Here is a 25,799-nt window from a genome sequence, read left to right on the forward strand (position 1 = left end):
TGTCAATCACCTCATCCCACCAAAATTGAAGGTACCCCAAAAGAGGTACCTTTTTTTATCTATTTTCTTATTTTACTATAAAAGTACGTAAAGTTTCGATGAGATTTTCAGTATGAACTTCCAATGTTTCCCCATTTAAACGAACCTTTACTTCAACGATACCTTCTTCTGCACGTTTTCCAACTGTAATTCGAACTGGAATACCAATTAAATCAGAATCGGCAAATTTTACACCTGGACGTTCTGCACGGTCATCATATAATACCTCGAAGCCCTTGTCTTGAAGGTTAGAATATAATACCTCCGCAAGTTCGCGTTGTGCATCATTTTTATTATTAATAGGAATTACATGCACTTCATATGGAGCAAGAGCAATTGGCCACATTAAACCATTTTCGTCATTAAATTGTTCTGCAACAGCAGCCATTGTTCGGGAAACACCGATACCGTAGCATCCCATAATCATGTGCTGGGTTCTTCCATTTTCATCTAGATACGTGGCATCCATCGCTTCACTATAACGTGTGCCTAATTTAAAGACATGTCCAACCTCAATGCCACGAGCAAACAGAATCGTTCCTTCCCCGTCTGGAGATGGATCTCCCTCTTGGATAAAACGAAGATCTGCATACTGGTTAACTGAAAAATCTCGGTCAGAATTGACCCCAACATAATGGTAATTCTCTTCATTTGCACCACAAACACCGTTAACAACTGCTTTAACGGCATGATCTGCGATCACCTGAACTTCTGAATTAATATTAATAGGTCCTAAAGAACCAATTGAACAGTTCATGATGGTACGTGTTTCTTCAGGAGAAGCAAGCTCAACAGACGTTGCTTCCAACAGATTCTTAACTTTAATATCATTTACCTCGTGATCACCACGTACAAGAACTAATACAAAGCTCTCGTCAACCTTAAATAATAGAGATTTAATACAATTTGATTGATTAACATTTAAGAAAGATGAAACCTCTTCGATTGTTTTCTGGGCTTCTGTTTTCACTTTCTCAAGTTCTTGGTGAGGTTCATCACTCCTCTGATATTCAACAACTACTGGAGCCATTTCAATGTTAGCTGCAAAGCTGGATGAGTCAGAATAGGCGATTGTGTCCTCACCTACATCTGATAGAACCATAAATTCGTGTGTATCTTTACCACCCATTGCTCCTGAGTCAGCAATTACTGCGCGGAAATTTAACCCGCATCTTGTAAAGATATTTGAATACGCGGTAAACATTTTTTGATAAGCTTCGTCTAAACTCTCCTGACTAGCATGAAAAGAGTAAGCATCTTTCATAATAAACTCTCTTCCACGTAACAAACCAAAACGAGGTCTTTTCTCGTCTCTAAATTTCGTCTGAATTTGATATAAATTTAAAGGTAGTCTCTTATATGACTTAACCTCATCTCTTACTAAACTTGTAATCACTTCTTCGTGGGTAGGTCCAATAACAAAGTCACGCTCGTGTCGATCCTTCATACGCATTAATTCAGGACCATATGAATACCAGCGCTTGGATTCCTGCCACAACTCAGCTGGTGTCAAAGCTGGCATTAGTAATTCAACTGCTCCAGCACGTTCCATCTCCTCACGAACGATTGCCTCAACTTTTTGTAAAACTTTTCTTGCCAGTGGCATGTAGCTGTATATTCCACTTGCATTTTGGCGTATAAAACCAGCCCTTAGTAATAATTGATGACTTTTAATTTCTGCATCTGCTGGAACTTCCCTAAGTGTAGGAATAAGCGTCATACTTTGTTTCATTAACTAGCACCTCATTTATTTTTCACTCTACAATAATCATCTAAATCTTATAAGAAAAATCTTTGAATATCATTCCATGTAACAACCAACATCAGTAACATCAATAAGGCGAAGCCGATAAAATGAACCATACCTTCCTTATGACGATCGATCGGTTTTCCTCTTACAGCTTCAACCGCAAAGAATAATAATCTCCCGCCATCAAGTGCAGGTATTGGTAATAGATTTACTATTCCTAGATTAATACTTAAAATGGCTGCCCATCTCATAAGGTAATAAATACCAGATTGTGCTACTTCATCTGTCATATCATATATTCCAACTGGTCCTGAAAGCATATCAATCGAGAACTGACCTGTAACTAACTTTCCTAAACCAACAAGTATTTCTTTGGTCCATAAGTACGTTTCGACAAACCCGTTCTTAATAGCTGCAACAAAAGATTTTTCCATTGGCTTATATACACCAATTATCCCTATTGATTTTCCTTCAATTTCTCTTATATCAGGTGTAACAGGTATTTGCATCGTTTGCCCATCACGAACGATAGAAAAGTTTATCTCATGATCAGGATTTTTCTGGATTATTTCAACTACATCATTCCATGAATCTACAGAAGTTCCTTCAATCGAGGTAACAATGTCACCTTGCTTTAATCCAGCCTCTAACGCTGATCCATCCTTTGTTAATTCTCCCAAGATGGGCTCATTAATAAAGGTTCCTTGTAAAATACCAATCGTTAAAAAGATAAAGAATGCCAAAACAAAGTTCATTGCAGGACCAGCTGCGATAGCCAATGTTCTTTGTGTCAGTGTTTTTGAAGCAAATTGTCTAGAAAAAGGAGCAATTTGGGTCTCCTGTTCATCTACGACAAAAAAGGCCCTTTCACTCACTTCAAATCGTTGCAATTGTTCATCATTACCTTCTTCATAACCAGTAATAAACATATCATGCTCTAAATCTGCCTGCTCGACTTCAATAATCTTTGCATTTGGATGCTTATCCTTATTATTCAAAATAATTTTATTAACTTTGCCTTGATTATCCAAATGAATACCAATATTATAACCAGGCTTAACTTCAATCACTTCAGGATCTTCACCTGCCATACGAACAAACCCACCTATAGGCAATAGGCGAATCGTATAGACTGTTTCGTTTTTCTTAAATGAAAAAACTTTAGGTCCAAAGCCAATCGCAAATTCCCGGCAAAGTATTCCTGCTCGTTTCGCTAGCATTAAATGTCCAAGTTCATGAAAGAAAACGAGCGCACCAAATATGATAATAAAGGCAATAACTGTATTCACATGTCTAACCACCTTTTGAAAGTTTAGGGTACATTTTTCATTCTATAAATTAAAGTATATTCTGTCCTACCTTATACATGTCCCTATTTTTATTGAAGGAGTTGTTCTCTTACATAAGCACGTGCTTCTAAATCAACTTCTTTAATTACATCCAATGAAGGATTAGAAATTGACTGATGTTTTTCTAGCGATTTTTCGAGTATCGCTTCAATTGTTAGAAAAGAAATAGAGCCGTTGAGAAAAGCTGCTACAGCAACCTCATTTGCTGCATTTAATACTGTTGGCATTGTACCACCAATTTTTCCAGCATGATAGGCTAAACCTAAACAACGATAGCGGTCAAAATCTATTTTACTAAAATGTAATGTTCCAACTTCCCAAAGATTTAAGGACTTTGTTGATGGTAACATTAGTCTATCAGGGTAGCTTAGTGCGTATTGTATAGGTACCCTCATGTCTGGTGTTCCAAGTTGTGCTATAACACTTTTATCATGAAATTCAACCATTGAGTGAATAATACTTTCCTTATGTAAAACAACATCTATTTGATCATATGGTAGTTCAAAAAGCCAATGAGCCTCAATTACTTCTAATCCTTTGTTCATCATAGTGGCCGAATCAATGGTTATCTTAGCACCCATTGACCAGTTTGGGTGATTAAGTGCTTGTTCAACAGTCACACTTACAAGCTCATGTCTTCGTTTATCCCTAAAGCTTCCACCAGATCCAGTTAAGATAATCTTTTCAATATTTTTGTCATTCTCTCCTTGCAAACATTGAAAGATTGCTGAATGCTCACTATCAACAGGTAAAATTGAAACCCCATGTTTTTTTGCTGCATCCATAACAATATGTCCAGCGGTCACCAAGGTTTCTTTATTAGCTATTGCAATTGTTTTTTTGGCTTCAATGGCTTTCAATGTAGGAATAAGTCCAACACTTCCAACTACTGCATTTACAAGTATAGTTGCTTCATGATATGTAGCAACTTCCACTAAACCTTCTTCTCCATAAACAAAAGTAATTCCATTAGTGAATTCTGTTTTTAAGGTATCACAAGCTTCCTTATTTCTAACGGAAACAATTTTGGGGCTAAAATCCATAATGATTTTACGACCAAACTCTATGTTATCCCCAAAAGACATTGCTACTAATTCTAAGTCCCCTGGGTGGGCCTTGATGACATCAAGAGTTTGTTGACCGATAGAGCCTGTCGCGCCTAACAAACTAATTTTCTTCAAAAATCTCACTCCTAATCAAATACCAAAGAGACTTTTATTGCTGCTATTGACCTCTTTAATCATTTAAAACATAAGCTGTAAAAAGTGTAGCACCGGTAAAACGAATAACAGACTATCAAAGCGATCTAGTATACCACCATGCCCCGGCAGTATATTTCCTGAGTCTTTCACAAGGAAATGTCTCTTTAAAGCTGATTCTACTAAATCTCCAAGTTGTCCAAAAATGGATAAAACAATGGTGAATACAACTAGTGTTAGTAAAGATTCATTTAATGGTACGAAAAACTGATAAATGAACACAATTAAAAGGGCACAAACAATACCACCAATGGACCCTTCCACAGTCTTATTAGGACTTATTTCAGGCCAAAGTTTATGCTTCCCAATTGCACGTCCAATAAAATATGCACCAGAATCTGTTGACCAAATAACAATTAATGCATAAAAAATGTATTTTAGTCCTTCTAAAGTAGTTCCTCTGGTTTCAATAAAATAGAAAAATCCGATCCCAATATAAATCACAGCTAATAAAACAAAACCTACGTCATCAAATGTGAATTTGTTTTTCTTCAAAACGGTATAAGATAGAAAAAACAAAACCGCTAGTAACGCTACCTCTACTTTTGAACTAGTTAGCTCGGTAATTATTTCTTGGTACCCGTTTGGCAAAAGAAATATCCATAATAACACTAAAGATAGTATGCCGGGAAAAGAAGTAATTGGGATATGTTTCATTCTTAATAACTCATATAAAGCAATTGAAGCAAGAATATAAGCGGCAACGGTAAATGGTAGACCACCATAGATAACGATTGGTAAGAGAATTGCTGCCCCTATAACTCCTGTAATTATTCTTTGTTTCATTCTTTTATCATCACCTTTTTTTGCCCTAAACAACTATGTAAGGCAGAAATGGTAACTCAGGTATAAACAGAGTTACCCTATATACGACTTTGCCCAATATGGCAAATTTTATACTCCACCGTAACGACGACCTCGTTGTTGAAACTCATTGATTGCTTCGAGTAGATGTTGTTCTTTAAAATCCGGCCACAGAACATCTGTAAACCAAAACTCTGTATAGGCTAATTGCCAGAGCATAAAGTTACTTAACCGGATTTCACCACTAGTTCTAATTAATAAATCAGGATCAACCAGTTTATTAGACATTAAGTAGGTAGAAAATAGATTTTCATCTAAATCATCAAGATTAAATGTACCTTCCTTCGAGTCCATTAAAACTTGTTTAACAGCACTCATAATTTCAGAACGGCTACCATAATTTAATGCGAAATTTAAAACTAATCCTGTGTTTTCCTTTGTTTCTTCAACTGCTTTTTCAACAGCACTCAGTGTATGCTTTGGCAAAGCAGTTTTATCTCCCATGATTCGAACCTGTACATTTTCTTCAATCAATTCTGGTAAAAACGTGCCTAAAAATTCTTCGGGTAGTTTCATTAAATAATCCACTTCTAATTTAGGTCGTTTCCAATTCTCAGTGGAAAAAGCATAGACAGTAAGAACCTTGACTCCAAGTTCATTAGCCAATTTTGTGACTCTTCTAACCACCTTCATTCCTTCATGGTGACCTGCTGAACGTGGTAGGGCACGTTTCTTAGCCCAGCGTCCGTTGCCATCCATAATAATAGCAATGTGACTTGGCATTTGCCCTTTCATAATATCTTCTTTGGAAAATACTTTAGCACTCTTCTTCCAGTTTTTAAGTTTCCCTAACATATAACTAGTCCCCCATCACCCTTAAAGATCTATAACTAGTAGAGGTTGTTCAAAATGGAAATAAACAAGCACTAGTAATGTTTATATTTATTTACATACCTACTTATACTAACATATTACTATTGATGGTCTAATTATGTAAGTATCATTAACAAAAAAACCCCCTGTTTACGTTAGAGGGTCTTTTCATATATTGTACCTTGAAATCAATTATACTTCCATGATTTCTTTTTCTTTTTCTTTTGTGACTGAGTCTACTTTAGCAATATAATCATCTGTTAGTTTTTGAACATCATCCGTGAAACCGCGTAATTCATCTTCTGTAATATCACCATTTTTTTCAAGCTTTTTTAAATCGTCATTGCCATCACGACGAATGTTACGGACTGCAATTTTAGCTTCTTCTGAGTACTTTTTAACTACCTTAACTAATTCACGACGACGCTCTTCAGTTAAAGCAGGAATTGCAATACGGATAATTGAGCCATCATTAGATGGATTTAACCCTAAGTCTGCTTTGATAATTGCTTTTTCAATATTCCCTAAAACTGTTTTATCGTAGGGTTGAATAACTAGCATACGAGCTTCAGGAACATTTATTGACCCCAGTTGATTAATAGGTGTTGGGGCACCATAATAATCAACTGTAACTTTGTCAAGAAGTGCAGGATTAGCTCTACCAGCTCTTACAGTAGCAAGCTCACGTGAATAAGCTTGAATTGCCTTTTCCATTTTATCTTTCACCTGATTAAGTGTACTTTTTGGCATCTTATTTCCCCCTCACAATTGTTCCAATATTTTCACCTAGTACTGCACGTTTAATGTTTCCTTCTTCTAGAACAGAGAAAACTATTAATGGTATATCATTATCCATACATAGAGAAGAGGCTGTTGAATCCATAACCTCTAGTCCCTCTTTTAGAACATCCAGATATGAAAGTGTTTCATATTTTTTTGCATTGGCATCTTTTGATGGATCTGCAGTATAAACTCCATCTACATTATTTTTAGCCATTAGAATTACATCTGCCTCTATCTCTGCAGCTCTCAAGGCAGCTGTCGTATCTGTTGAAAAATACGGGTTGCCAGTTCCAGCAGCAAATATGACTACTCGCTTCTTTTCTAAATGACGAATTGCTTTTCTTCTTATGTAAGGTTCTGCAACCTGTCGCATTTCAATAGAAGTTTGCACTCGCGTTTGAATACCAATACTCTCTAAACTATCTTGAAGAGCTAATGAATTCATTACAGTAGCTAACATCCCCATGTAATCTGCTGTTGCACGGTCCATTCCCATCTCACTACCGATTTTACCGCGCCAAATGTTTCCACCGCCTACTACGACTGCTACCTCAACACCCATTTCAGCTATTTCTTTTACCTGCTTTGCAACAGAGTTAATAACAGTTGGATTAATACCAAAGCCTTCTTTTCCAGCTAAAGCTTCTCCACTAAGTTTTAAAACGACCCGTTGATATTTAGCGCTCATAATTACCTCCATTTTTAAGTAAACCTAGGTAAAGTATAATCCTTATTTTATATACTTAATTTTTGTAGGTACTGTAAAAACAGGGAACACAAGAGTGTTCCCCATACTATCTTACTTCTTAACTTGGCTCATTACTTCTTCAGCGAAATTATCTACACGCTTCTCGATACCTTCTCCTACTTCATAACGAACAAAGCTTTTTACAGTAGCGCCTTTAGATTCAACAAATTGACGTACTTTTAAGTCTGGATTTTTAACGAAGCTTTGATCTAATAAACAAATATCTTCAAAGAATTTGCTTAAACGGCCTTCAACCATTTTAGCAACGATATTCTCAGGTTTTCCTTCGTTTAATGCTTGTTGTGTTAATACTTCACGCTCACGCTCTGTTTCCTCTTGAGAAACTTCGTCACGAGAAATATATTTCGGGTTTGCAGCAGCAACATGCATTGCCACATCTTTTGCCACATTCTCATCAGTTGTACCTTCAAGCAAAGAAAGAACACCAATACGGCCACCCATGTGAAGGTAAGCACCGAATGCATCAGCATCTGTTTTTGTAACAACAGTATAACGACGTAGTGAAAGTTTTTCACCAATTTTTGCAATAGCACTGTTAATATGCTCTTGAACAGTTTCACCGTTTTCCATTTTTTGCTCTAAAGCTTCTTCAACTGTTGCCGGGTTGTTAGCAAGTAGGTGAGCAGATAAATTTGATGTTAATACTTTAAAACCTTCATTTTTTGCAACGAAATCTGTTTCAGAGTTAACTTCTAAGATTACCGCTTTGTTACCTTGAACCTCAATATGTGTAGTTCCTTCAGCAGCAATACGATCTGATTTTTTTGCAGCTTTTGCAATACCTTTTTCACGAAGATAATCGATTGCTTTTTCCATATCACCATTTGTTTCAGTTAATGCTTTTTTGCAATCCATCATACCAGCACCAGTTTTTTCACGTAATTCTTTTACCATTTGAGCAGTAACAGCCATGAGTAAATTCCTCCTTGTTTTCTCATAAGTATGTAATGTTGACACATTTCAATTAACGTCTTTAGTTTGCTCTAAATTTCGGTTGTTAAAAATTTTACTTTAAAAAAGGTGATAAAAGGCAGCCCCTCTTATCACCTTTCGCTCATTAAGCAGAAGTTTCTTCACCTTGTTTAGATTCCATAATAGCATCAGCAATTTTAGCTGTAAGTAATTTAACAGCACGAATTGCATCATCGTTTGCAGGAATTACATAATCGATTTCATCTGGATCGCAGTTAGTATCAACGATACCTACGATAGGGATATTTAATTTATGTGCTTCTGCAACTGCAATACGCTCTTTACGTGGGTCGATAATGAATAAAGCATCAGGAAGTTGCTTCATTTCTTTAATTCCACCTAAGAATTTTTCTAAACGCTCTAATTCTTTCTTAAGTTGTACTACTTCTTTTTTAGGTAGTACTTCAAAAGTACCGTCTTCTTGCATTCTTTCGATATCTTTTAAACGTTTGATACGTTTTTGGATTGTTTCAAAGTTAGTTAATGTACCACCTAACCAACGTTGGTTAACAAAGTACATACCTGAACGTTCAGCTTCTTCTTTTACAGAGTCTTGAGCTTGTTTTTTAGTACCTACAAAAAGCATAGTTCCACCATTAGCTGCTAATTCTCTTACAAAGTTGTAAGCTTCCTCAACCTTTTTAACTGTCTTTTGAAGGTCGATAATGTAGATTCCGTTACGCTCTGTAAAGATGTAACGTTTCATTTTTGGGTTCCAACGGCGAGTTTGGTGACCGAAGTGAACACCAGCTTCAAGTAATTGCTTCATTGAGATTACTGACATGAATATTTCCTCCTAAAATGGTTTTTTCTCCTCCGTTCATATCATCTTTAAACAAAACTGTCATTGTTATTGATTTTGTAAATGACTGTCGAAAGAACAAAATACAATACAATGAAATCAGCACCAATGTTTAAATCTATGAACGTGTGTAATAACACCAGAAATTAATATAACATAATCTGTTGTAACTAATCAAGAACAATTGCTAGTTTTGACGAAATTTCAGTAATAACTCTATTTCTGTATTTCCTTTACCTAACTTTTTGGCAATTTGTTCAATACTTTCACCCTTTTTTTGTAGAAGTAAAGCTTGAGCAGATAGTGATTGAACATATAAGTCGTCCTTTATTTTAAAAGTTGATTTTGCTTCCCCTATAGCATTCTCTTGTTTTAAAATAGTAGGGTTAGTATAAACTTTATTTTGTACATTATTTTCTAATTTATTTTCATCATCATACTTAGGTAACAAACTTTCCATTTCTTGCGTAGTAAGAGATTCTTCAATGATCTCAAAAGGTTCATTATTAAAGGATTTATCTTTAGAGCTTGAATGAGTTAGGTTCTTCTCTCCCTTATCGTATGAACTATCCAAATCTTTTTCATCCCGTGACAACTTAGTAAGAAAAGCTTCATTTTCTTCCTTCATCTCCATAAGGTAGATAGTGATCATCTGTTCCATTTCATGGATGATAGTTGATTGCTTTTTTTCTAATTCCTTAATCGTTGAGAACTTTTGATATAAAACTATGATTAATAAATAGGCAATAGCAATTAAAACAAAACAGAACAGCAGTAAAAATGTAGTCATCTTATCCCTCTATCCAACAAAATCTACAATGTTTCCTTTATAAGGGTGTTGCTCTTTCGATTCATCTTGAAGCTTATCGTTATTCTTGTTTTCTTTATTGTGAGCAGTTTGCCCAAAGCTCTTTTTATTACCAGTTGATGTTTTTCCAAGTTCATCGTTTTTAGTTACTTGTTTTCGCTTCTTTTCTTCTTCTTGATGAGCTGCATTTACAAGTAGGTCTTGCTGCAGTTGGGATCTTTGGTTCAACTGTTCTTGAACCTTTCCCATATCTTGAGTTCTAGGAAGGGCAACTTGCAATTCGATTAATTTCAAACTCATATTTAGACCACATCCCTATGTAAGGTTTCAGTAAGACTTATTTATAGAATGAATAACAATTTCTTTATTATTCATGTGGATTTTTACTGCTTTGTTTAGGGAATTTATTATTCTCTTATACTTACCAAAAGTTATCGTTACATTTGGATAAATTGTCCCATTAACAAGTAAATAACTCTGCTCAATTTTATTAATAGCTCTATAAATCTCTTGAAGTTGTTCAAATACTTCTAGTTCTTGAGTATTTAGTTGTGATTCAGTAATCTTTTGCCTTTTAAGAAGGGTTAGTTCTTGTGAGTTCAGTGATCCTGTAGTGCGATATTTTTCTGTTAACTTTTCTGCAATAATCTTCAGTTTTTCGGTTTCGGTTTTTATTTGGTCCAATTGGTGAGTTAATAGCTTTTCTTGTTCAAGCAACTGTAAATCTACATTGAAGCAAATTTCTGTCTTAGAGTGCATTTCATTTCCTAAATTTAATGTATGAATAGATACACCTGCAGTACAACACCCTCCAATAACGTTACCACTACTGCATAAGACCTGGTTACCAGCTTTTAAAAAACTATGTAAAATTGTTGATTTCACTTCAATGTTATGCCCCGCTTCTACGTGACCTTGATTGATATAGGAAGCCTGGATATCTCCTACTGCTGTAATTTTTCCACGATTGGAGCCTGCTATTCCCCCAGAGACATATATAGAACCACCAGCGTTCAGATCTGCTCCTTCTACCATGCCAAAAATCTTTATATCCCCGCCTGCATGAACAGAATATCCAGTTGGTACATTCCCTCTAATAACGACGTTACCGATAAAAGTAATATTTCCAGTTTTTAAGTCTAAGTCACCGTTAACTTCAAAAACAGGAAAAACATTTATTTTGTTTTCAGTTAAACTTAATTGTCCATCAATCGTAGCATAGAGTTGGCCATCTTTTTCAACGATGTTCTTCCCCATCCTTAGTTTCAACGGCTTGCCAGGAACTGCGTTTAGCTCCTGATTGAAAATGGTCTTTCCATTTATACCACTAGTCGGAGGTATAATCGATCCTATTTTTTGCCCGGTTTGTACTGAAGGGATTTTAATTACATTTCGATAATTAAATTCCTGGTTAGCATCGGACTCCTCAGTGATTGCAATTTTTAGGAACCCGTCATTTCCAATTAAGGGCTTGTTGCCTACTGCTATAAGATTTTCATTGTAAAGTAACTCAGGATTTTCTGTTATGTTCTTTACTGTTTCTCCTTGGATGCCAAAAGTGACTCCTCTAGATTCTAAGAAACTTATAATTTTCTGTTCTGTTACCAATGATAAATCACTCTCTTTTTCTTCAACCGTTAAGAAAGCCTGTAAGGAATCTTTTGCAACCTTAAGCCTGAACATGTCACTCATCTCTCACCCTCCCTTAGTAAAAAATGCCCCAAGTATATCTCTCTATTCGTTTATCTATATTACTTTTTCAAGGATATTTTTCAGCTTAAAAATGGCTTTAGAGTGTATCTGTGAGATTCTAGATGTGGATAGTTCCATAACTTGTCCAATTTCTGTTAGCGTAAGCTCTTCCTTGTAGAATAAACTTACAACTAACTGTTCCTTTTCGTTTAGCTGAGCTATAACTTCAGCTAATTGGCTATATATTTCATCTTTAACAAGATGCTCTTCAGGAGTAAGAATCCTTTCATCTCTTAAAGAGAAAACAGCGCTCTCTTTCCCTTCACCCTCTTGAAGTTGTTCATCAATCGAAAGGACATTTGCAAAAAATCCTTCATTCACCGTCTGATAAACTTCCTCTTCTGTAATTCCCAGTTCTTTAGCTATTTCTTCAGGAGTAGCGTTCCTCATATACCTTTGTTCAAGCTTTTCAATCGCAGCCTCTATCTTTTTGGTTTTTTCTCTCGAGCTACGAGGGAGCCAATCCTCTTTTCTTAGACCGTCAAGTATTGCACCTCTAACTCGAAAGGAAGCATATGTATCAAATTTTAAATCACGTGATGGATCGAACTTCTCAAGTGCATCATACAGTCCTAATAGACCTAGACTCGTCAAGTCATCTTTACTTACACTCTTTGGAACACCAACTGATATACGTCCCACATGATAAGTAACTAAAGGCATATATTTGCGGACTAATATATCACCTGCAAGAGGGTCTCGTGAGTTAATCCATTTATCCCAATTTTTTTGATCCTCACTTGATGACATCTGTGTCATGATTCTCCTCCTAAACATGTGTAACAAGGTAAAATAATACTTATTTACCTATAGTATATCAAAAAATGCAGGAAACTTTTAAAAACTCGTACATATTTACAAATTATCTATAAGTATAAAAAATACGAAGGCTACAACCTTCGCATTCTTGGGTATCTTTGTTGGTCTTGAAGAATTTTTAGAACTTCAAATTTCTGTAGTCCCCTGGTTCACGGTACGAATAGATAGTAATGAAGTTGAAGGAAAAAACTCAATGGTTCTCCCACTATTCCCACCAACATCCTCAGCGACGATATCAATTCTAAAGCGCTCAAGTTGTTTTCTTACTGCCTCCACGTTTCGAGGACCAATTCTCATAACATCACTACCACTAGTGAACTGGAACATTTGTGCACCTCCAGCAATTTTTGCTTGAAGAGCATACTTTCTTCCCCCCATTTTGTCCACCAGATGTATTAACTCCTCAATAGCTGTATCAGCATATTTCGCAATATTAATTGTTCCGGCTTTACCTAAAGAAGAATCAGGCAGCATTATATGAGCAAGACCAGCAACTTCCTTTTGTTGATCGTATAAAATAATACCTACACATGATCCTAACCCGGATGTCCTAATTGAATCAGGTGCCTTCACTACATTCATGTCTGCAATACCAACTTTTACAACATTAACCGTTTGATTCATCTAACATTACTCCTAAAGACTTAAAGATAATTTCAAACGAATCTGGATCTGGTAACAGAAAAAAGTGTCCTTTTACGTCCTCACTATTTCCGTCCTCTTCCTCTGTGATGATGGTATCAATAACAATAGCAAAATCACTGACATGAGATAGTTCGATTAAACCATATCCAAGTATGGCACCAACCATATCAATTGAGAGAGCTGGAACAGTTGGATAAAGGTTTAAATTTGTAAAATCAGAAAGTGATGATAAGTACGACCCAGATAGTATGTTTCCAAGTTCTTGAAGTGCAGAAATACCTATTTCAGAATATGGTGGTTTCTCGAAAGAAAATGTGTTTTCTCCAGTCATTTGATGAATAAATCGAGAAGCCTGAGAAAGCGGAAGCACAAAAAACATACTACCAGGAGCATCTCCTTCTATTCTCAAGAAAACACTAGCGACCACATTATCAGGTCCACCAGCCATATCCATCATCTCATCAAAAGTTACTAATTTTACATTTGGTACTTTCATATCAATTTTCTTATTCAATAATTTGGAAAGTGCAGTCGCAGAGTGCCCCGCTCCGATATTGCCAATTTCTTTTAATACATCAATATGAGTTGAATTTAAGTTTTGTATTATTGACATAAAGTTACCCTACAATTTTGTCAGCAAAGTCTTCTGGATTGAGTGCCTTTTCTAAATCTAATAAGATAAGAAGCCTTTTGTCTAACTTAGCAATCCCATTGATATATTCAACTTCAATTGATCCCACAACATCTGGAGGTGGCTCAATCGAATTTTTAGAAATGTCAATTACATCATTTGCAGCATCAACAATCAATCCTACTTCCATATCCTCTAGTGCGGCTATAATTATACGAGTATTCTCGGTATAATCTTCCTCAGCAAGACCAAAACGTTTTCTTAAATCTATTATGGGAGTAACAACACCTCGTAGATTTATTACACCTTTTACAAAACTTTCAGTACGAGGAACTCTAGTAATATGCAAAACTTTTTCAATAGAACGCACTTGTTCTACTGGAACACCATATTCCTCATCCTGAAGTTGAAAAACAATTACTTTAAGTTCGGTCATTTCTTTTCCTGACATACTTGTTCCCGCCCCTTTAAGCTATCGAAAAGAACTGCAATGCCTTATCTTATTTTAACTTATGTTTTAACAAGGCATTGCTTGCATCTATTTCGAATATCGATTAGTTTATCAATGCATTACAATCAATTATTAGTGCAACCTGACCATCACCTAAAATTGTTGCACCGGAAATTGCGAACACTGAATTTAAGTAGTTTCCTAAAGATTTTAAAACGATTTCTTGTTGACCGATAAATGAATCAACAATTAAACCTGCCATTTTTTCACCTTTACGAACAATCACAACTGAGAAGAAGTCATCTTCTACCTTAGCTGAAGGTACTTCAAAGATATCTTTTAAGAATACAAGAGGGACTACCTTTCCACGGAAATCGATCACTTTTTGATTATGAGCACTTAAAATATCTTGCTTCTTAATAATTGCAGTTTCAATAATTGAAGATAGTGGAATCGCAAATTTTTCTTTTTGAATCTCTACTAACATGACCGAAATAATCGATAATGTTAACGGTAATTGAATTGAAAAGATAGATCCGGTTCCTTCTTTTGAATCAATTGTAATCGATCCACCTAGGGATTCAATTGTGTTTTTCACAACATCTAATCCTACTCCACGTCCAGAAACATCGGAAATAACCTCAGCTGTTGAAAAACCTGATGAGAAAATTAACTCATAAACTTGTTTATTGGTTAAGGTCGAAGCAGATTGCTCTGTTACAATACCTCTACTAATCGCTTTACGTAATACCTTTTCTCTACTAATACCTGCACCATCATCTTCAATTTCAATAAACACATGATTTCCGCTATGGAATGCTTTAAGTATTACTTTTCCTTCTTCAGGCTTGCCATTTTTTCTTCTTACTTCAGGGGTTTCTATACCATGGTCAAGTGCATTTCTTAATAAATGAACTAATGGATCCCCAATTTCATCAATAACTGTACGATCTAACTCTGTTTCAGCACCAACAATTTGTAAATCTATTTTTTTGTTAAGATCACGAGCGAGTTGTCGTACCATACGTGGAAATCTATTAAACACAGTTTCTACTGGAACCATTCTCATTGTTAGAATAATATTTTGTAAGTCATTAGAAACTCTGGACATTCTCTCAACAGTCTCATCAAGTTCGGAGTTATTAAGATCATGGGAGATTTGTTCTAAACGACCTCTATCAATAACTAATTCTTCGAATAAATTCATTAGTATATCTAGGCGTTCAATATTAACACGGATAGTTTTATTATTTGCTCCAGCTCCTTTTGCGGTAACTGGTTTCTTAACTTCTTCAGCCTCAATTAACTCTACACTATCTTCTACTTTAATTTCCGGTACATCTACAGCAACTGTTGCAGCTATCTCCGGTTCTGCTTCCATAGAAACTTGGTTATCTACCATTTTATTTGAAAAATTAAGCACTTTTATTACTACATTTTCGACTTCTGAAACCTTCAACACTCGTTTTTGTAAATCTGTACTAGGTTCTTTAGAAACGATCGTTACACAAAACTCTTGGTCAAATTGCTCTTCCTCTAGTAATTCAACTGAAGGTGTTGATTTAATTACCTCTCCAACCTGCTCTAGAATTTCGAAAACCATAAATACACGAGCTGCTTTTAAAAGACAATCTTCGCGTAATCTAACTGTGATTTCATAACTCTCAAAGCCTTGTTCCTTTGATTGGTGTAATACTGTAAGTTCGAAGTCATCATAAATCATTTTATTCCCAGATTCAACCTTTACCGTAACAGCCAGATCTTTAGGAATTTCTTCGCCCTTTTCGATGCTTTTTAACTTCTCTACTACTTGAACTACATTCCTCTTACCATCTCCACCTTCTGCAATCGAAAAAACCATTTGTTCTAAATCGTCTACTGCTTGGAAAACAACATCCAATATAGAGGGGCTTACTTTAATTTTTTTGTTTCTAATTGCATCAAGTACATTCTCCATTTGATGAGTCAAACTAGCTAAATCTTCATAACCCATTGTTGCAGACATACCCTTTAAAGTATGTGCGGATCGAAAGATCTCATTTACGATAGTCAGGTTTTCAGGATTCTTTTCAAGTAGTAATAGTTGTTCATTACATGACTGTAGATGATCCTTACTCTCTTCGATAAATACTTCTAAATATTGATTTACATCCATTACTTCTTCACCCCATTAGTGGATTGTCCATAGGTTTTATAACCTTTTGAACTATTACTTACCTCAAGTAGCTCATTATCGTGTCAGAAATAGTATCTAGCGGAACTACATTGTCAATCAGATTCGTTGCTATAGCTGCTTTTGGCATTCCAAAAACAATAGAGGTATTTTCAGATTCAGCAATTCCGATTACCTGGCCCGATTCTTTTAATTGTTTTAATCCTCTTGAACCATCCGAGCCCATTCCAGTCATAATAACTGCAATTTTCACATAATCTTGTAACTCGCTAATCGATTCAAACATTACATCAACAGAAGGTCTGTGCCCATTACGCACTTCAGAGTGCTCTATGTTAATGGCTAAGGAAGTACCAATTCTCTTAACTTTGAGATGATATCCTCCTGGAGCTATATAAGCTACTCCTTTTTTTATTACTTCGCCGTGTTCTGCCTCTTTGACGGCTATTTCGCATAATGAGTTTAACCTATCTGCTAGTGATTTAGTAAAACCAGGTGGCATATGTTGGACAACGAAAATAGGGACGTCAATATCTCCGGGTAAACCGGTAAGTACTTTTTGAAGTGCTCTAGGTCCACCTGTAGATGTCCCAATACACAGAATTTTTTTACTACTTTTTTTCCATGTAATATGTTTATTGGATAGTTCTATTTTACTATATATCGCCTGAAATTGTACTTTCTTTAGTTGATTCTAGTAATCCTTTTATATTACTTCTGCTAGCATGTATCACTTTGCTGATAATTTCATCCTTGACGATATGTAAGTCTAGTGAAATGGCACCAGAAGGCTTTGCTATAAAATCGAATGCCCCGTATGTCATCGCTTGAATCGTGTTCTCGGCACCTTCTGTTGTAGTACTTGATAACATGATCACAGGTGTAGGACGCACTTGCATGATTTGTTTAAGTGCTTCAATTCCATTCATGACAGGCATTTCTACATCCATCGTAATAACATCGGGGTTCAATTGTTTTAATTTAGCTAGGGCATCTTGTCCATTTCGAGCTATTCCAACAACCTCTATCATTGCCTCACTCGATAGAAAATCAGAAATCAACTTTCTCATAAAAGCAGAATCGTCTACAACGAGAACTTTTATTTTCTTCAAGATGTTAAAACCCTACCTTTCGATTAGTCTTTTTAACTTTGTAATAAAAGAGTACCTCATTTCTAAACCTTCATTATATGGTGTATTCTCTAAATAACGGCTCGTTAGACTCTCAATGGCCCTACTAATCATTGATTTTGGAGAGTAGAGTATATATGGTGTTTGATGACTAACAGCTTTGCTAACAGTTTTATCATCAGGCAAAATCCCTAGTTGGATGGTCTCTTTATTTAAGAATCTAGAAACTACATTACTAAGTCTTTGTAAAGTTTGCTTACCCTCATTTTCCGACTGTGCCCTATTTACTACTAAATAGTACGGAATGGTGTTATTAAAAGAATATATATATTTCATTGCAGCATAAGCATCTGTAATTGATGTTGGTTCCGGAGTGGTTACAATGAAAATTTCATCCATTGCTATTAGGAATTGTAAAGATTCATTTGTCATACCAGCTCCCATATCAAATATGACATATTCATATTGAGGTAGCACTAGTTGCAGCTGTTCAAAAAAACGGTCTATCTTTTCAAACTCCATAGTAAAAATAGATGATAGTCCAGAGCCACCTGAAATATATGCCAAGCCATTTGAACCTTCTTGTATAATTTCATTTATTGGGAGTTGGTTATCTAGCATATCAACCACTGTATGTTGAGAAGTAACACCCATTAAGATATCAATGTTGCCCATCCCGATATCCATATCAAACAACAATACCGATTTCCCTTGTTGTTTTAATGACAATGCAAAATTTAAAGACAGGTTTGATTTCCCTACCCCACCTTTTCCACTGATTACTGCAATAGAGGTTGTATGATTAGTAGATGATCTTTTCTGTTGTAATTTAATACGAAGGCTTTCTGCTTGATCTTTCATAGCTTCTCGTCTCCAAATATCGTATTAACAACTGAGTCAGGGCTTGCAACCTTAATATCATCTGGCACATTTTGCCCATTTGTTAAATAGGCGACTCCCAATCCAGACTCATTTAACAAATTAATCATTGGACCATACACACTTGTTTCATCCACTTTTGTAAAAATAAATTTATCAATTTTAACAAGTGAGAACTGCTTATATATATCCTTCATATCTGAAAGTTTAGAAGCTAGTGATAGAACCAACAGTGTTTCTATCTCTTCATTGAAATCAATGATTCCTCTTAAATCATCAACATACTGTTTATTTCGAAAATTTCGGCCGGCAGTATCAATTAAGACTATATCATAATCCTTAAATTTTTCTTTAGCAGCTTTAAAATCACTTATATTATAGCTAACCTCGATAGGAATACCTAGTATCTTTGCATAGGTTTTCAATTGATCAATAGCAGCAATTCTGTAAGTATCTGTTGTTATAAATGCTACTTTTTTGTTATCCTTAAGCAGACATTCGGCTGCAATTTTCGCAAGGGTAGTGGTTTTCCCTACCCCCGTTGGACCAACGACGTTTATATATTTCTTTTGATACGTAATTCCTCCAAATTGATGAGCCCCTAACCTTTGAATTAGGAATTCCTTACCCCATTTGAATACCTCTTCAGTAGAAGCAGTGGCATTTGTCAAATACCACCTTTCTATAAGATGAGTTAGTACGTCCTGCCTTATCGTGTCACATACCTCTTGTTGAATTAATTGCTTATTCAAATCTTTTAAGGGTTCAGGATAATGCTCAAAGCTTGTACTAATCCCTGTAGAAATATCCTGCATCATATCCCTTAGGCTTTGGATTTCCTTAATAAGCTCTGAGTTATCGTTGTTTACTACATTCGTGGTTACTATACCTTCAAAACTAGGGATTTCCTTTTTGGGCTGCTCAAACGACTTTTTTGGTTTTTCCTTCACAACTGGCTTTATATTTTGGGGTTGTACAGGGTCAATAGCTGCTATTACTTCGATATTTTTCGTAGTAAAGAAGCCTAAAAATCCACCCCTTTGTACAACCTTCGAATTCAAAATTACGGCATCACTACCAAGTTCACTTCTAATTTGCTTCATAGCTTCAGGCATTGATTTTGCTATAAATTTTTTTACTTTCATTCAATATTCACCACCCCTACACTTTGAACTTCAATATTCGCCTCTAACTCGTTGTAGGATAAGACCGGAATTTGCGGGAAATACCTTTCAATCATTTGCCTTACATACATACGCACTGCTGGTGAGCATAGTAAAATTGGTGATTGTTCTTGTAGGGACACATGCTCAATCTGTGTAGCAATATTTTCAATAATTGTCTGTGAAACAGTAGGGTCAAGGGACAAGTAATTACCATGTTCAGTCTGTTGTATACCTTCAGCTACTGTCTTCTCAATTTTCCCTGATAAAGTGATAACCTTTAGTGTATCACCATTATTTGCGTAACTATTCGTAATTTGACGTGCTAAGGATTGTCTTACATATTCAGTTAACAAATCAGTATCTGATGTCATTCGACCAAAGTCTGCTAAAGTTTCAAAAATGATAGGTAAATTACGAATCGAAACATTTTCTTTTAATAATTTTGCTAAAACCTTCTGAATATCTCCAATAGACAATGGATTCGGTGTAACCTCTTCAACTAGTATTGGATAAGACTCTTTTAGGTGATCAATTAATTGCTTCACTTCTTGTCTACCAATTAGTTGATGTGCATTTGCTTTAATCAACTCTGTTATGTGGGTAGATACAACGGATGGTGGATCGACTACTGTGTAGCCAAGCATTTCAGCCTGATCCTTCATATCCTCAGATATCCACTTTGCAGGTAGACCAAAGGAAGGCTCAATCGTTTGTATTCCTTCTATTGAGTCATCATCAACGCCTGGACTCATTGCTAAATAATGGTCCAGCAGTAACTCTCCTCTTGCCATTTCACTACCTTTGATTTTCAAACGATATTCATTAGGCTGCAATTGAATGTTGTCACGTATCCGAACTACCGGAATGACTAAGCCCAATTCTATTGCAAGCTGTCTTCTAATCATAACAATGCGGTCTAATAAATCTCCTCCTTGGTTAGTATCAGCCAAGGGGATTAGACCATACCCAAATTCGAATTCAATAGGGTCAACATTTAATAAGTTGACAACACTTTCTGGGCTTTTCAACCCATCTACAACAAGTTCCTCTTCAACGTCATCCAATGATTGTTCTTCAACTTTATCAGTTCGGCCAATCATAAATGCTCCAAATGCAAGAGCTGCAGCAATTGGGATTGTTAAAATATCGTTAATAGGGGTAACCAGACCAAGCATAAAGATAGTCCCAGCTGTTACATAAATCATTTTGGGATATGCAAATAATTGAGCTGTAATATCTTGTCCCAGGTTACCATCTGAGGCTGCTCTTGTAACTACGATTCCAGTTGCAGTGGATATCAATAACGCTGGAATTTGACTGACAATTCCATCACCAACTGTAAGCATAGTATACTTTGATAACGCTTCAGATAATCCTAGACCTTGTTGAGTCATACCAATAATAAATCCAAACATCATGTTAATTAATACAATAATGATACCTGCAATGGCATCTCCTTTTACGAACTTACTCGCACCGTCCATCGCTCCATAAAAATCTGCTTCTTTACCGATTTTATCTCGACGCTCTCTTGCTTCTTTATCCGATATCATCCCTGCATTAAGATCAGCATCGATACTCATTTGTTTTCCTGGCATTGCATCCAGGGTAAATCGAGCAGCAACTTCAGATACACGTTCTGACCCTTTTGTAATTACAACGAATTGAATTATGATTAAGATTAAGAAAACAACGAAACCAACAACAACATTTCCACCAACAACGAATGTACCAAACGTTTCAACTACTCCACCAGCTTCACCATTCGCAAGTATTGATCTTGTAGTTGACACATTAAGACCTAATCTAAATAAGGTTAAAAGTAGTAATAATGATGGAAAAATAGCAAATTGAAGCGGTTCTTGCATATTCATTGAGGTGAGCAAAACAAGTAGAGCAAGAGCTATGTTAATGATAATAAGAATACTTAACATCCATCCTGGGAATGGAATAATAAGCATAGCAACAATTAATATTACACTTAGCAGAACAGATAAGTCTCTTGCTGACATGGATTACTCTCTCCCTCGGATCATTTATAAAGTTACATAATAAGTTTTTGTGAATTACACTTTTTGCTTAAGACGATATACATACGCCAGTATTTCGGCAACAGCCTTAAAAAAGTCTTCAGGTACTGCATCCCCAATCTCTGTCTGGGAGTACAACGCTCTTGCGAGAGGACGATTTTCAACCATGATAATATCGTTCTCGTTGGCAATTTCTTTAATCTTTTGAGCTACAAAATCAACGCCTTTTGCAACAACATATGGTGCATCCATTTTGTTCTCATCATATTTTAGAGCAATTGCATAGTGAGTTGGATTCGTAATGACAACATCAGCCTTTGGGACCTCCTGCATCATCCTTTGCATAGCCATCTCACGTTGCTTTTGCTTAATTTTCGATTTTATTAATGGGTCCCCTTCAGATTTCTTATACTCATCCTTTATATCCTGTTTAGACATTCTAATATTTTTTTCATAGTCATATTTTTGATAGAAATAGTCTAGTACTGACAAAAGTAAAAGCACAAAGGCTGCTGCAAGCCCCATTTGAATTGTTAGCTTTCCTAAAAAGGCAAGTGAATTACCTAATGTAATCTGAGAAAGCTTAAGAATTTGTTCGATATTTAGGTAGATAACGAAAAAGGTTACAGCCCCAATAAATAAGATTTTTAAAATGGATTTAATCATCTCTACAAGAGCTCTTACTGAATAAATTCGTTTAAACCCTTGAATTGGATCAATTTTACTAAGTTTCATTTGGATGGATTCAGTTGAAAATAAAAAACCAACTTGCATTAAATTGGCTCCAACTCCAGCTAATAATGCAACTGCCATAATTGGACCAACAATGATTACTGTTTCCAATAATAGATCTAAGAAAATTTTATGAACTGTACTTATTGACACATCCATTAACATATATTCCTGAAAAGAGTGTCGAAAAATATTTAAAGTGATATCTTTGAGGAAACCACCAATAAACAGGAGCAATAGAAAAATGGCAATTAGTAGAAAAGCTGTATTTACGTCTTGGCTCTTGGCTACCTGACCTTTTTTTCGACTATCTTGCCTCTTTTTGGGAGTGGCTTTTTCTGTTTTTTCACCCGCGAAAAATTGCAAATCAAGCCTTACTAAATTCATTTACGTACCCCCTAGTAACCCCATTAAACCTCTCATGATATAAATCATGCTTTCAAACAACTGACCCACAAGCATCATCATGGCTGCCATTACTAGAATCAACACAATAAAGCTCACCAAGATTTTTAATGGTAGTCCAACAACAAAGACATTTAACTGTGGTACAGTTTTTGCCACAATCCCTAATGCAAGGTCAACTAAGAATAGAGAACCTACAACTGGGATTGACATTTGGAATGCTATAACAAACATGTGGTTAAACACTTTCATAACAAACTCTATTACATTTTCATTCCCTAGTGGGAGCCACATTTGTTCAATCGGTATAAATTGATAACTATAAAAGACTCCGTCTAAAAGTAGGTGATGTCCGTTTACAGCTAAAAGCAGCAATAAAGCAAAGGTATAAAGGTATTGCCCTACTAGAGGACTTTGAGCCCCAGTTTGCGGGTCAACAACGTTTGCAATTGCAAATCCCATTTGAAAATCTATAAATGCCCCAGCAACCTGGATAGCAGAAATTATCATGTATGCAACTAAGCCTATCGCTAAACCGACAAGTGCTTCTTTAATAACTAACATCAAGTAAAAACCATCAATCGTTAAGACTGGAGCATCTATCGTAAAAAACATAATCCATGATAAGAAAAAGGCAAACCCTATCTTATGCTGAGCCGGTATTGTTCGATATGAAAATAAAGGGAGGGTAGCAAAAAAACTAGAAACCCTTACAAATACTAGTAAAAACGCTGGAAAACTTGTATATAATTCAAGCATTCTATTACCCTACAAATCTATTTAAATTACCGAAAATATCATGGGCATATGACAACATATGTGTTAACATCCAAGGTCCGAAAAAGATTAAACCCACTAATACAGCAATAATTTTAGGTACAAACGCAAGTGTTTGTTCTTGAATTTGGGTTGTTGCTTGAAAGACACTGACAATTAATCCAACTACAAGAGCTAGCAATAATAAAGGACCACTAATAATAAGTGTTGTATAAACCCCTTTTTCGGCTAATGAAATAACAAATTCAGGACTCATTTAGTTTCCCCTTCTCTAGAAGCTCTGTAATAATGATTTAACGATTAGATACCAACCATCTACTAAGACAAATAATAAAATTTTAAAGGGTAATGATATCATAACAGGTGGAAGCATCATCATCCCCATGGACATTAGTACACTTGCAACTACCATATCTATTACAAGAAATGGAATAAAGATCATAAAGCCAATTTGAAAAGCTGTCTTAATTTCACTTATTGCAAATGCTGGTACAAGTGCTGTTAGAGGAATTTCCTCGATTGAGGCTGGTCGTTCACTTCCGGAATAATTCAAAAATAACTGTAAATCTTTTTGTCTAGTATGTTTTGCCATGAATTCTTTAAATGGTAAAGCTGCTCGTTCATATGCCTCTTCCAAGTTAATTTCTTCGTTAAATAATGGCGTTAAAGCTTCCTCGTTTACTTCAGACAAAACGGGTGACATTATGAAAAACGTTAAAAATAAAGCCAATCCGATTAGAACCTGATTAGGTGGCATCTGTTGAGTCGCCAACGACGTACGTACAAATGAAAGGACGATGATTATTCTTGTAAAACAGGTCATCAATATTAAAATACTTGGTGCAATTGTTAAAACAGTTAGCAATAGGAGCAATTTAACAGATGTGGATACATTTTCAGGGGCGCTGTTATTAAAAAACTCCATAAATTCATTCATTCTTTGTTAGATCCTTTCTTCGAGAACTCCTCTAACATTTTTTGCCTACCTTTTGAGAGTTCAGATAATTGCTCTTTTAATATTGATTGAAATTCATTCGTATCCGCTGATGATTTACCCTTTTTATATTGTAGAAGTTTATTAAAGATATCTCTTGGCTGAGCTAAGTGATCTAATCTAGAATTATGCTCTTCAAGGATTTCCTTAATTTCTTCGTTATCATCAATTTCTTTTAGTAGCTGGATATCTTCACCTACACCAACTACCAATATTCGGTCTCCGACTTTAACTAATTGAATGGAACGATTGGTACCTAGGCTCGTCCCTCCAATGTTTTCAATATATTTATACTGGTTAAATAATTTATTTTTTTTATTAATAAATTTTAGTAAAAGATAAATTAGACCAACTACAAAAATGGTTGCAAAAATCATCTTAAAGAAATCCCAAGCAGAGAATTCCGTTGAAGAACCTAGTTCATTCAAATCAGTTTCACTGCTTGTACCGTCTATTTCTTCAGAAGGTTCATCGTTATCATCTAACCACTCATCAACGTTCTTATTTGATTCATCACCATGAACTACTGTTGAAAACATGAATATGTTTGAAAAAGAAATTAAAAGAATAAAAGTTAAAATTATAATACGCTGTAGCAAATGCCGCACCTTCTTTATTTGGATTAGCTTAATGTTTTGCTGATAGCTTCAATAACTCGGTCTGCTTGGAAAGGTTTAACAATAAAGTCCTTTGCACCTGCTTGGATTGCATCAATAACCATTGCTTGTTGTCCCATTGCGGAACACATAATTACCTTCGCATTCGGGTTAAGTTTCTTAATCTCTTTTAATGCAGTAATTCCATCCATTTCAGGCATCGTTATATCCATTGTTACTAAGTCAGGTTGAAGTTCCTGATATTTTTCAACAGCCTGAGCACCGTCTGCTGCTTCCCCAACTACATCAAAACCGTTCTTAGAAAGAATATCCTTAATCATCATTCTCATGAAAGCTGCGTCGTCTACAATCAAAATTTTATGTGCCATATCGTTAAATTCCCCCTAAAAA

The 25,799-nt window shown here is 35.6% G+C and carries 26 protein-coding genes and 1 pseudogene; all 27 read right to left on the reverse strand.

All coding sequences use genetic code 11. From position 1 onward, the window contains the following. Positions 1-67: 67 nt before the first annotated feature. The 27 genes and pseudogenes from J2Z26_RS06320 to J2Z26_RS06450 all read right to left on the reverse strand — a co-directional run bounded on the left by J2Z26_RS06320 (position 68) and on the right by J2Z26_RS06450 (position 25,777). Positions 68-1,771, reverse strand: coding sequence for a proline--tRNA ligase (locus tag J2Z26_RS06320; protein WP_193536596.1), 1,704 nt, complete (start codon positions 1,769-1,771; stop codon positions 68-70). 47 nt (positions 1,772-1,818) lie between these two features. Beyond that, positions 1,819-3,078 carry an RIP metalloprotease RseP gene (gene rseP, locus J2Z26_RS06325; RefSeq protein WP_193536598.1) on the reverse strand — a complete coding sequence of 420 codons (1,260 nt, stop codon included), beginning with the start codon at positions 3,076-3,078 and terminating at the stop codon, positions 1,819-1,821. Between the two features lie 89 nt (positions 3,079-3,167). Continuing rightward, positions 3,168-4,319: a 1-deoxy-D-xylulose-5-phosphate reductoisomerase gene (gene dxr, locus J2Z26_RS06330; RefSeq protein WP_193536600.1), complete on the reverse strand. Its 1,152-nt coding sequence runs from the start codon at positions 4,317-4,319 to the stop codon at positions 3,168-3,170. Between the two features lie 63 nt (positions 4,320-4,382). Further along, positions 4,383-5,183 (reverse strand): phosphatidate cytidylyltransferase, encoded by an 801-nt coding sequence (locus J2Z26_RS06335; RefSeq protein ID WP_193536602.1) that lies wholly within the window; start codon positions 5,181-5,183, stop codon positions 4,383-4,385. Positions 5,184-5,291: 108 nt separating this feature from the next. After that, on the reverse strand, positions 5,292-6,056 hold the full coding sequence (locus tag J2Z26_RS06340) for an isoprenyl transferase (protein WP_193536604.1): 765 nt from the start codon (positions 6,054-6,056) through the stop codon (positions 5,292-5,294). 210 nt (positions 6,057-6,266) lie between these two features. After that, positions 6,267-6,824, reverse strand: coding sequence for a ribosome recycling factor (frr, locus tag J2Z26_RS06345; RefSeq protein ID WP_193536606.1), 558 nt, complete (start codon positions 6,822-6,824; stop codon positions 6,267-6,269). A gap of 1 nt (position 6,825) precedes the next feature. Then, positions 6,826-7,545: a UMP kinase gene (gene pyrH, locus J2Z26_RS06350; RefSeq protein ID WP_406565556.1), complete on the reverse strand. Its 720-nt coding sequence runs from the start codon at positions 7,543-7,545 to the stop codon at positions 6,826-6,828. Between the two features lie 111 nt (positions 7,546-7,656). Continuing rightward, positions 7,657-8,538 (reverse strand): translation elongation factor Ts, encoded by an 882-nt coding sequence (tsf, locus tag J2Z26_RS06355; protein WP_193536608.1) that lies wholly within the window; start codon positions 8,536-8,538, stop codon positions 7,657-7,659. A gap of 145 nt (positions 8,539-8,683) precedes the next feature. Next, a complete protein-coding gene (gene rpsB / locus J2Z26_RS06360) occupies positions 8,684-9,382 on the reverse strand; it encodes a 30S ribosomal protein S2 (RefSeq protein WP_193536610.1) in 699 nt (232 codons plus the stop codon). Positions 9,383-9,587: 205 nt separating this feature from the next. After that, positions 9,588-10,190, reverse strand: a complete 603-nt coding sequence (locus J2Z26_RS06365) for a hypothetical protein (protein WP_193536612.1) — start codon at positions 10,188-10,190, stop codon at positions 9,588-9,590. A 9-nt stretch (positions 10,191-10,199) separates the two neighbouring features. Continuing rightward, positions 10,200-10,508, reverse strand: a complete 309-nt coding sequence (locus J2Z26_RS06370) for a hypothetical protein (RefSeq protein WP_193536614.1) — start codon at positions 10,506-10,508, stop codon at positions 10,200-10,202. A gap of 27 nt (positions 10,509-10,535) precedes the next feature. Next, positions 10,536-11,900: a DUF342 domain-containing protein gene (locus tag J2Z26_RS06375; RefSeq protein ID WP_193536616.1), complete on the reverse strand. Its 1,365-nt coding sequence runs from the start codon at positions 11,898-11,900 to the stop codon at positions 10,536-10,538. 54 nt (positions 11,901-11,954) lie between these two features. Beyond that, positions 11,955-12,719 (reverse strand): FliA/WhiG family RNA polymerase sigma factor, encoded by a 765-nt coding sequence (locus tag J2Z26_RS06380; protein WP_193536618.1) that lies wholly within the window; start codon positions 12,717-12,719, stop codon positions 11,955-11,957. Between the two features lie 186 nt (positions 12,720-12,905). Continuing rightward, entirely contained in the window at positions 12,906-13,403 is a 498-nt protein-coding gene (locus J2Z26_RS06385) for a chemotaxis protein CheD (protein ID WP_193536620.1), read from the reverse strand. After that, the gene (locus J2Z26_RS06390; protein WP_193536622.1) at positions 13,387-14,037 is read right to left on the reverse strand and encodes a chemotaxis protein CheC; all 651 of its coding nucleotides are present in this window, start codon (positions 14,035-14,037) and stop codon (positions 13,387-13,389) included. The genes J2Z26_RS06385 and J2Z26_RS06390 overlap by 17 nt, the downstream gene beginning before the upstream one ends. Before the next feature lie 4 nt (positions 14,038-14,041). After that, positions 14,042-14,491 carry a chemotaxis protein CheW gene (locus J2Z26_RS06395; protein WP_193537352.1) on the reverse strand — a complete coding sequence of 150 codons (450 nt, stop codon included), beginning with the start codon at positions 14,489-14,491 and terminating at the stop codon, positions 14,042-14,044. 118 nt (positions 14,492-14,609) lie between these two features. Further along, the gene (locus tag J2Z26_RS06400) at positions 14,610-16,661 is read right to left on the reverse strand and encodes a chemotaxis protein CheA (protein ID WP_193536624.1); all 2,052 of its coding nucleotides are present in this window, start codon (positions 16,659-16,661) and stop codon (positions 14,610-14,612) included. A gap of 58 nt (positions 16,662-16,719) precedes the next feature. After that, positions 16,720-17,791: pseudogene (locus J2Z26_RS06405) on the reverse strand (protein-glutamate methylesterase/protein-glutamine glutaminase). A gap of 12 nt (positions 17,792-17,803) precedes the next feature. Further along, positions 17,804-18,670, reverse strand: coding sequence for a MinD/ParA family protein (locus J2Z26_RS06410; protein ID WP_193536626.1), 867 nt, complete (start codon positions 18,668-18,670; stop codon positions 17,804-17,806). After that, a complete protein-coding gene (gene flhF / locus J2Z26_RS06415; protein ID WP_193536628.1) occupies positions 18,667-19,833 on the reverse strand; it encodes a flagellar biosynthesis GTPase FlhF in 1,167 nt (388 codons plus the stop codon). The genes J2Z26_RS06410 and flhF overlap by 4 nt, the downstream gene beginning before the upstream one ends. Continuing rightward, complete coding sequence (gene flhA, locus J2Z26_RS06420) at positions 19,830-21,866, reverse strand: flagellar biosynthesis protein FlhA (protein WP_193536630.1); 2,037 nt, start codon at positions 21,864-21,866, stop codon at positions 19,830-19,832. The genes flhF and flhA overlap by 4 nt, the downstream gene beginning before the upstream one ends. Positions 21,867-21,920: 54 nt before the next feature. Beyond that, positions 21,921-23,003 carry a flagellar biosynthesis protein FlhB gene (gene flhB, locus J2Z26_RS06425; protein ID WP_193536632.1) on the reverse strand — a complete coding sequence of 361 codons (1,083 nt, stop codon included), beginning with the start codon at positions 23,001-23,003 and terminating at the stop codon, positions 21,921-21,923. Next, the gene (gene fliR / locus J2Z26_RS06430) at positions 23,004-23,780 is read right to left on the reverse strand and encodes a flagellar biosynthetic protein FliR (protein WP_193536634.1); all 777 of its coding nucleotides are present in this window, start codon (positions 23,778-23,780) and stop codon (positions 23,004-23,006) included. Between the two features lie 4 nt (positions 23,781-23,784). Beyond that, a complete protein-coding gene (gene fliQ, locus J2Z26_RS06435) occupies positions 23,785-24,054 on the reverse strand; it encodes a flagellar biosynthesis protein FliQ (RefSeq protein WP_193536636.1) in 270 nt (89 codons plus the stop codon). A gap of 15 nt (positions 24,055-24,069) precedes the next feature. After that, complete coding sequence (gene fliP, locus J2Z26_RS06440) at positions 24,070-24,735, reverse strand: flagellar type III secretion system pore protein FliP (protein WP_193536638.1); 666 nt, start codon at positions 24,733-24,735, stop codon at positions 24,070-24,072. After that, positions 24,732-25,391, reverse strand: a complete 660-nt coding sequence (gene fliO, locus J2Z26_RS06445; RefSeq protein WP_227413718.1) for a flagellar biosynthetic protein FliO — start codon at positions 25,389-25,391, stop codon at positions 24,732-24,734. The genes fliP and fliO overlap by 4 nt, the downstream gene beginning before the upstream one ends. 23 nt (positions 25,392-25,414) lie before the next feature. Then, the gene (locus J2Z26_RS06450; protein WP_193536641.1) at positions 25,415-25,777 is read right to left on the reverse strand and encodes a response regulator; all 363 of its coding nucleotides are present in this window, start codon (positions 25,775-25,777) and stop codon (positions 25,415-25,417) included. Positions 25,778-25,799: the final 22 nt, after the last annotated feature.

Source organism: Cytobacillus luteolus (assembly GCF_017873715.1).
In the GTDB taxonomy this organism is placed as follows: domain Bacteria; phylum Bacillota; class Bacilli; order Bacillales; family Bacillaceae_L; genus Bacillus_BV; species Bacillus_BV luteola.

Excerpts from the sequence above, each read along its gene's own strand:
- J2Z26_RS06400 (WP_193536624.1), bottom strand. The coding sequence starts at position 16,661 with ATGGATGTAAATCAATATTTAGAAGTATTTATCGAAGAGAGTAAGGAT.
- J2Z26_RS06320 (WP_193536596.1), bottom strand. The coding sequence starts at position 1,771 with ATGAAACAAAGTATGACGCTTATTCCTACACTTAGGGAAGTTCCAGCA.
- flhB (WP_193536632.1), bottom strand. The coding sequence starts at position 23,003 with ATGAATTTAGTAAGGCTTGATTTGCAATTTTTCGCGGGTGAAAAAACA.
- fliR (WP_193536634.1), bottom strand. The coding sequence starts at position 23,780 with ATGCTTGAATTATATACAAGTTTTCCAGCGTTTTTACTAGTATTTGTA.
- J2Z26_RS06395 (WP_193537352.1), bottom strand. The coding sequence starts at position 14,491 with ATGACCGAACTTAAAGTAATTGTTTTTCAACTTCAGGATGAGGAATAT.
- frr (WP_193536606.1), bottom strand. The coding sequence starts at position 6,824 with ATGCCAAAAAGTACACTTAATCAGGTGAAAGATAAAATGGAAAAGGCA.
- J2Z26_RS06370 (WP_193536614.1), bottom strand. The coding sequence starts at position 10,508 with ATGAGTTTGAAATTAATCGAATTGCAAGTTGCCCTTCCTAGAACTCAA.
- J2Z26_RS06365 (WP_193536612.1), bottom strand. The coding sequence starts at position 10,190 with ATGACTACATTTTTACTGCTGTTCTGTTTTGTTTTAATTGCTATTGCC.
- fliQ (WP_193536636.1), bottom strand. The coding sequence starts at position 24,054 with ATGAGTCCTGAATTTGTTATTTCATTAGCCGAAAAAGGGGTTTATACA.
- J2Z26_RS06380 (WP_193536618.1), bottom strand. The coding sequence starts at position 12,719 with ATGACACAGATGTCATCAAGTGAGGATCAAAAAAATTGGGATAAATGG.
- J2Z26_RS06340 (WP_193536604.1), bottom strand. The coding sequence starts at position 6,056 with ATGTTAGGGAAACTTAAAAACTGGAAGAAGAGTGCTAAAGTATTTTCC.
- rpsB (WP_193536610.1), bottom strand. The coding sequence starts at position 9,382 with ATGTCAGTAATCTCAATGAAGCAATTACTTGAAGCTGGTGTTCACTTC.
- tsf (WP_193536608.1), bottom strand. The coding sequence starts at position 8,538 with ATGGCTGTTACTGCTCAAATGGTAAAAGAATTACGTGAAAAAACTGGT.
- J2Z26_RS06390 (WP_193536622.1), bottom strand. The coding sequence starts at position 14,037 with ATGTCAATAATACAAAACTTAAATTCAACTCATATTGATGTATTAAAA.
- pyrH (WP_406565556.1), bottom strand. The coding sequence starts at position 7,545 with ATGAGCGCTAAATATCAACGGGTCGTTTTAAAACTTAGTGGAGAAGCT.
- J2Z26_RS06385 (WP_193536620.1), bottom strand. The coding sequence starts at position 13,403 with ATGAATCAAACGGTTAATGTTGTAAAAGTTGGTATTGCAGACATGAAT.
- J2Z26_RS06335 (WP_193536602.1), bottom strand. The coding sequence starts at position 5,183 with ATGAAACAAAGAATAATTACAGGAGTTATAGGGGCAGCAATTCTCTTA.
- flhA (WP_193536630.1), bottom strand. The coding sequence starts at position 21,866 with ATGTCAGCAAGAGACTTATCTGTTCTGCTAAGTGTAATATTAATTGTT.
- J2Z26_RS06450 (WP_193536641.1), bottom strand. The coding sequence starts at position 25,777 with ATGGCACATAAAATTTTGATTGTAGACGACGCAGCTTTCATGAGAATG.
- J2Z26_RS06375 (WP_193536616.1), bottom strand. The coding sequence starts at position 11,900 with ATGAGTGACATGTTCAGGCTTAAGGTTGCAAAAGATTCCTTACAGGCT.
- J2Z26_RS06410 (WP_193536626.1), bottom strand. The coding sequence starts at position 18,670 with ATGAAAGATCAAGCAGAAAGCCTTCGTATTAAATTACAACAGAAAAGA.
- flhF (WP_193536628.1), bottom strand. The coding sequence starts at position 19,833 with ATGAAAGTAAAAAAATTTATAGCAAAATCAATGCCTGAAGCTATGAAG.
- fliP (WP_193536638.1), bottom strand. The coding sequence starts at position 24,735 with ATGAATGAATTTATGGAGTTTTTTAATAACAGCGCCCCTGAAAATGTA.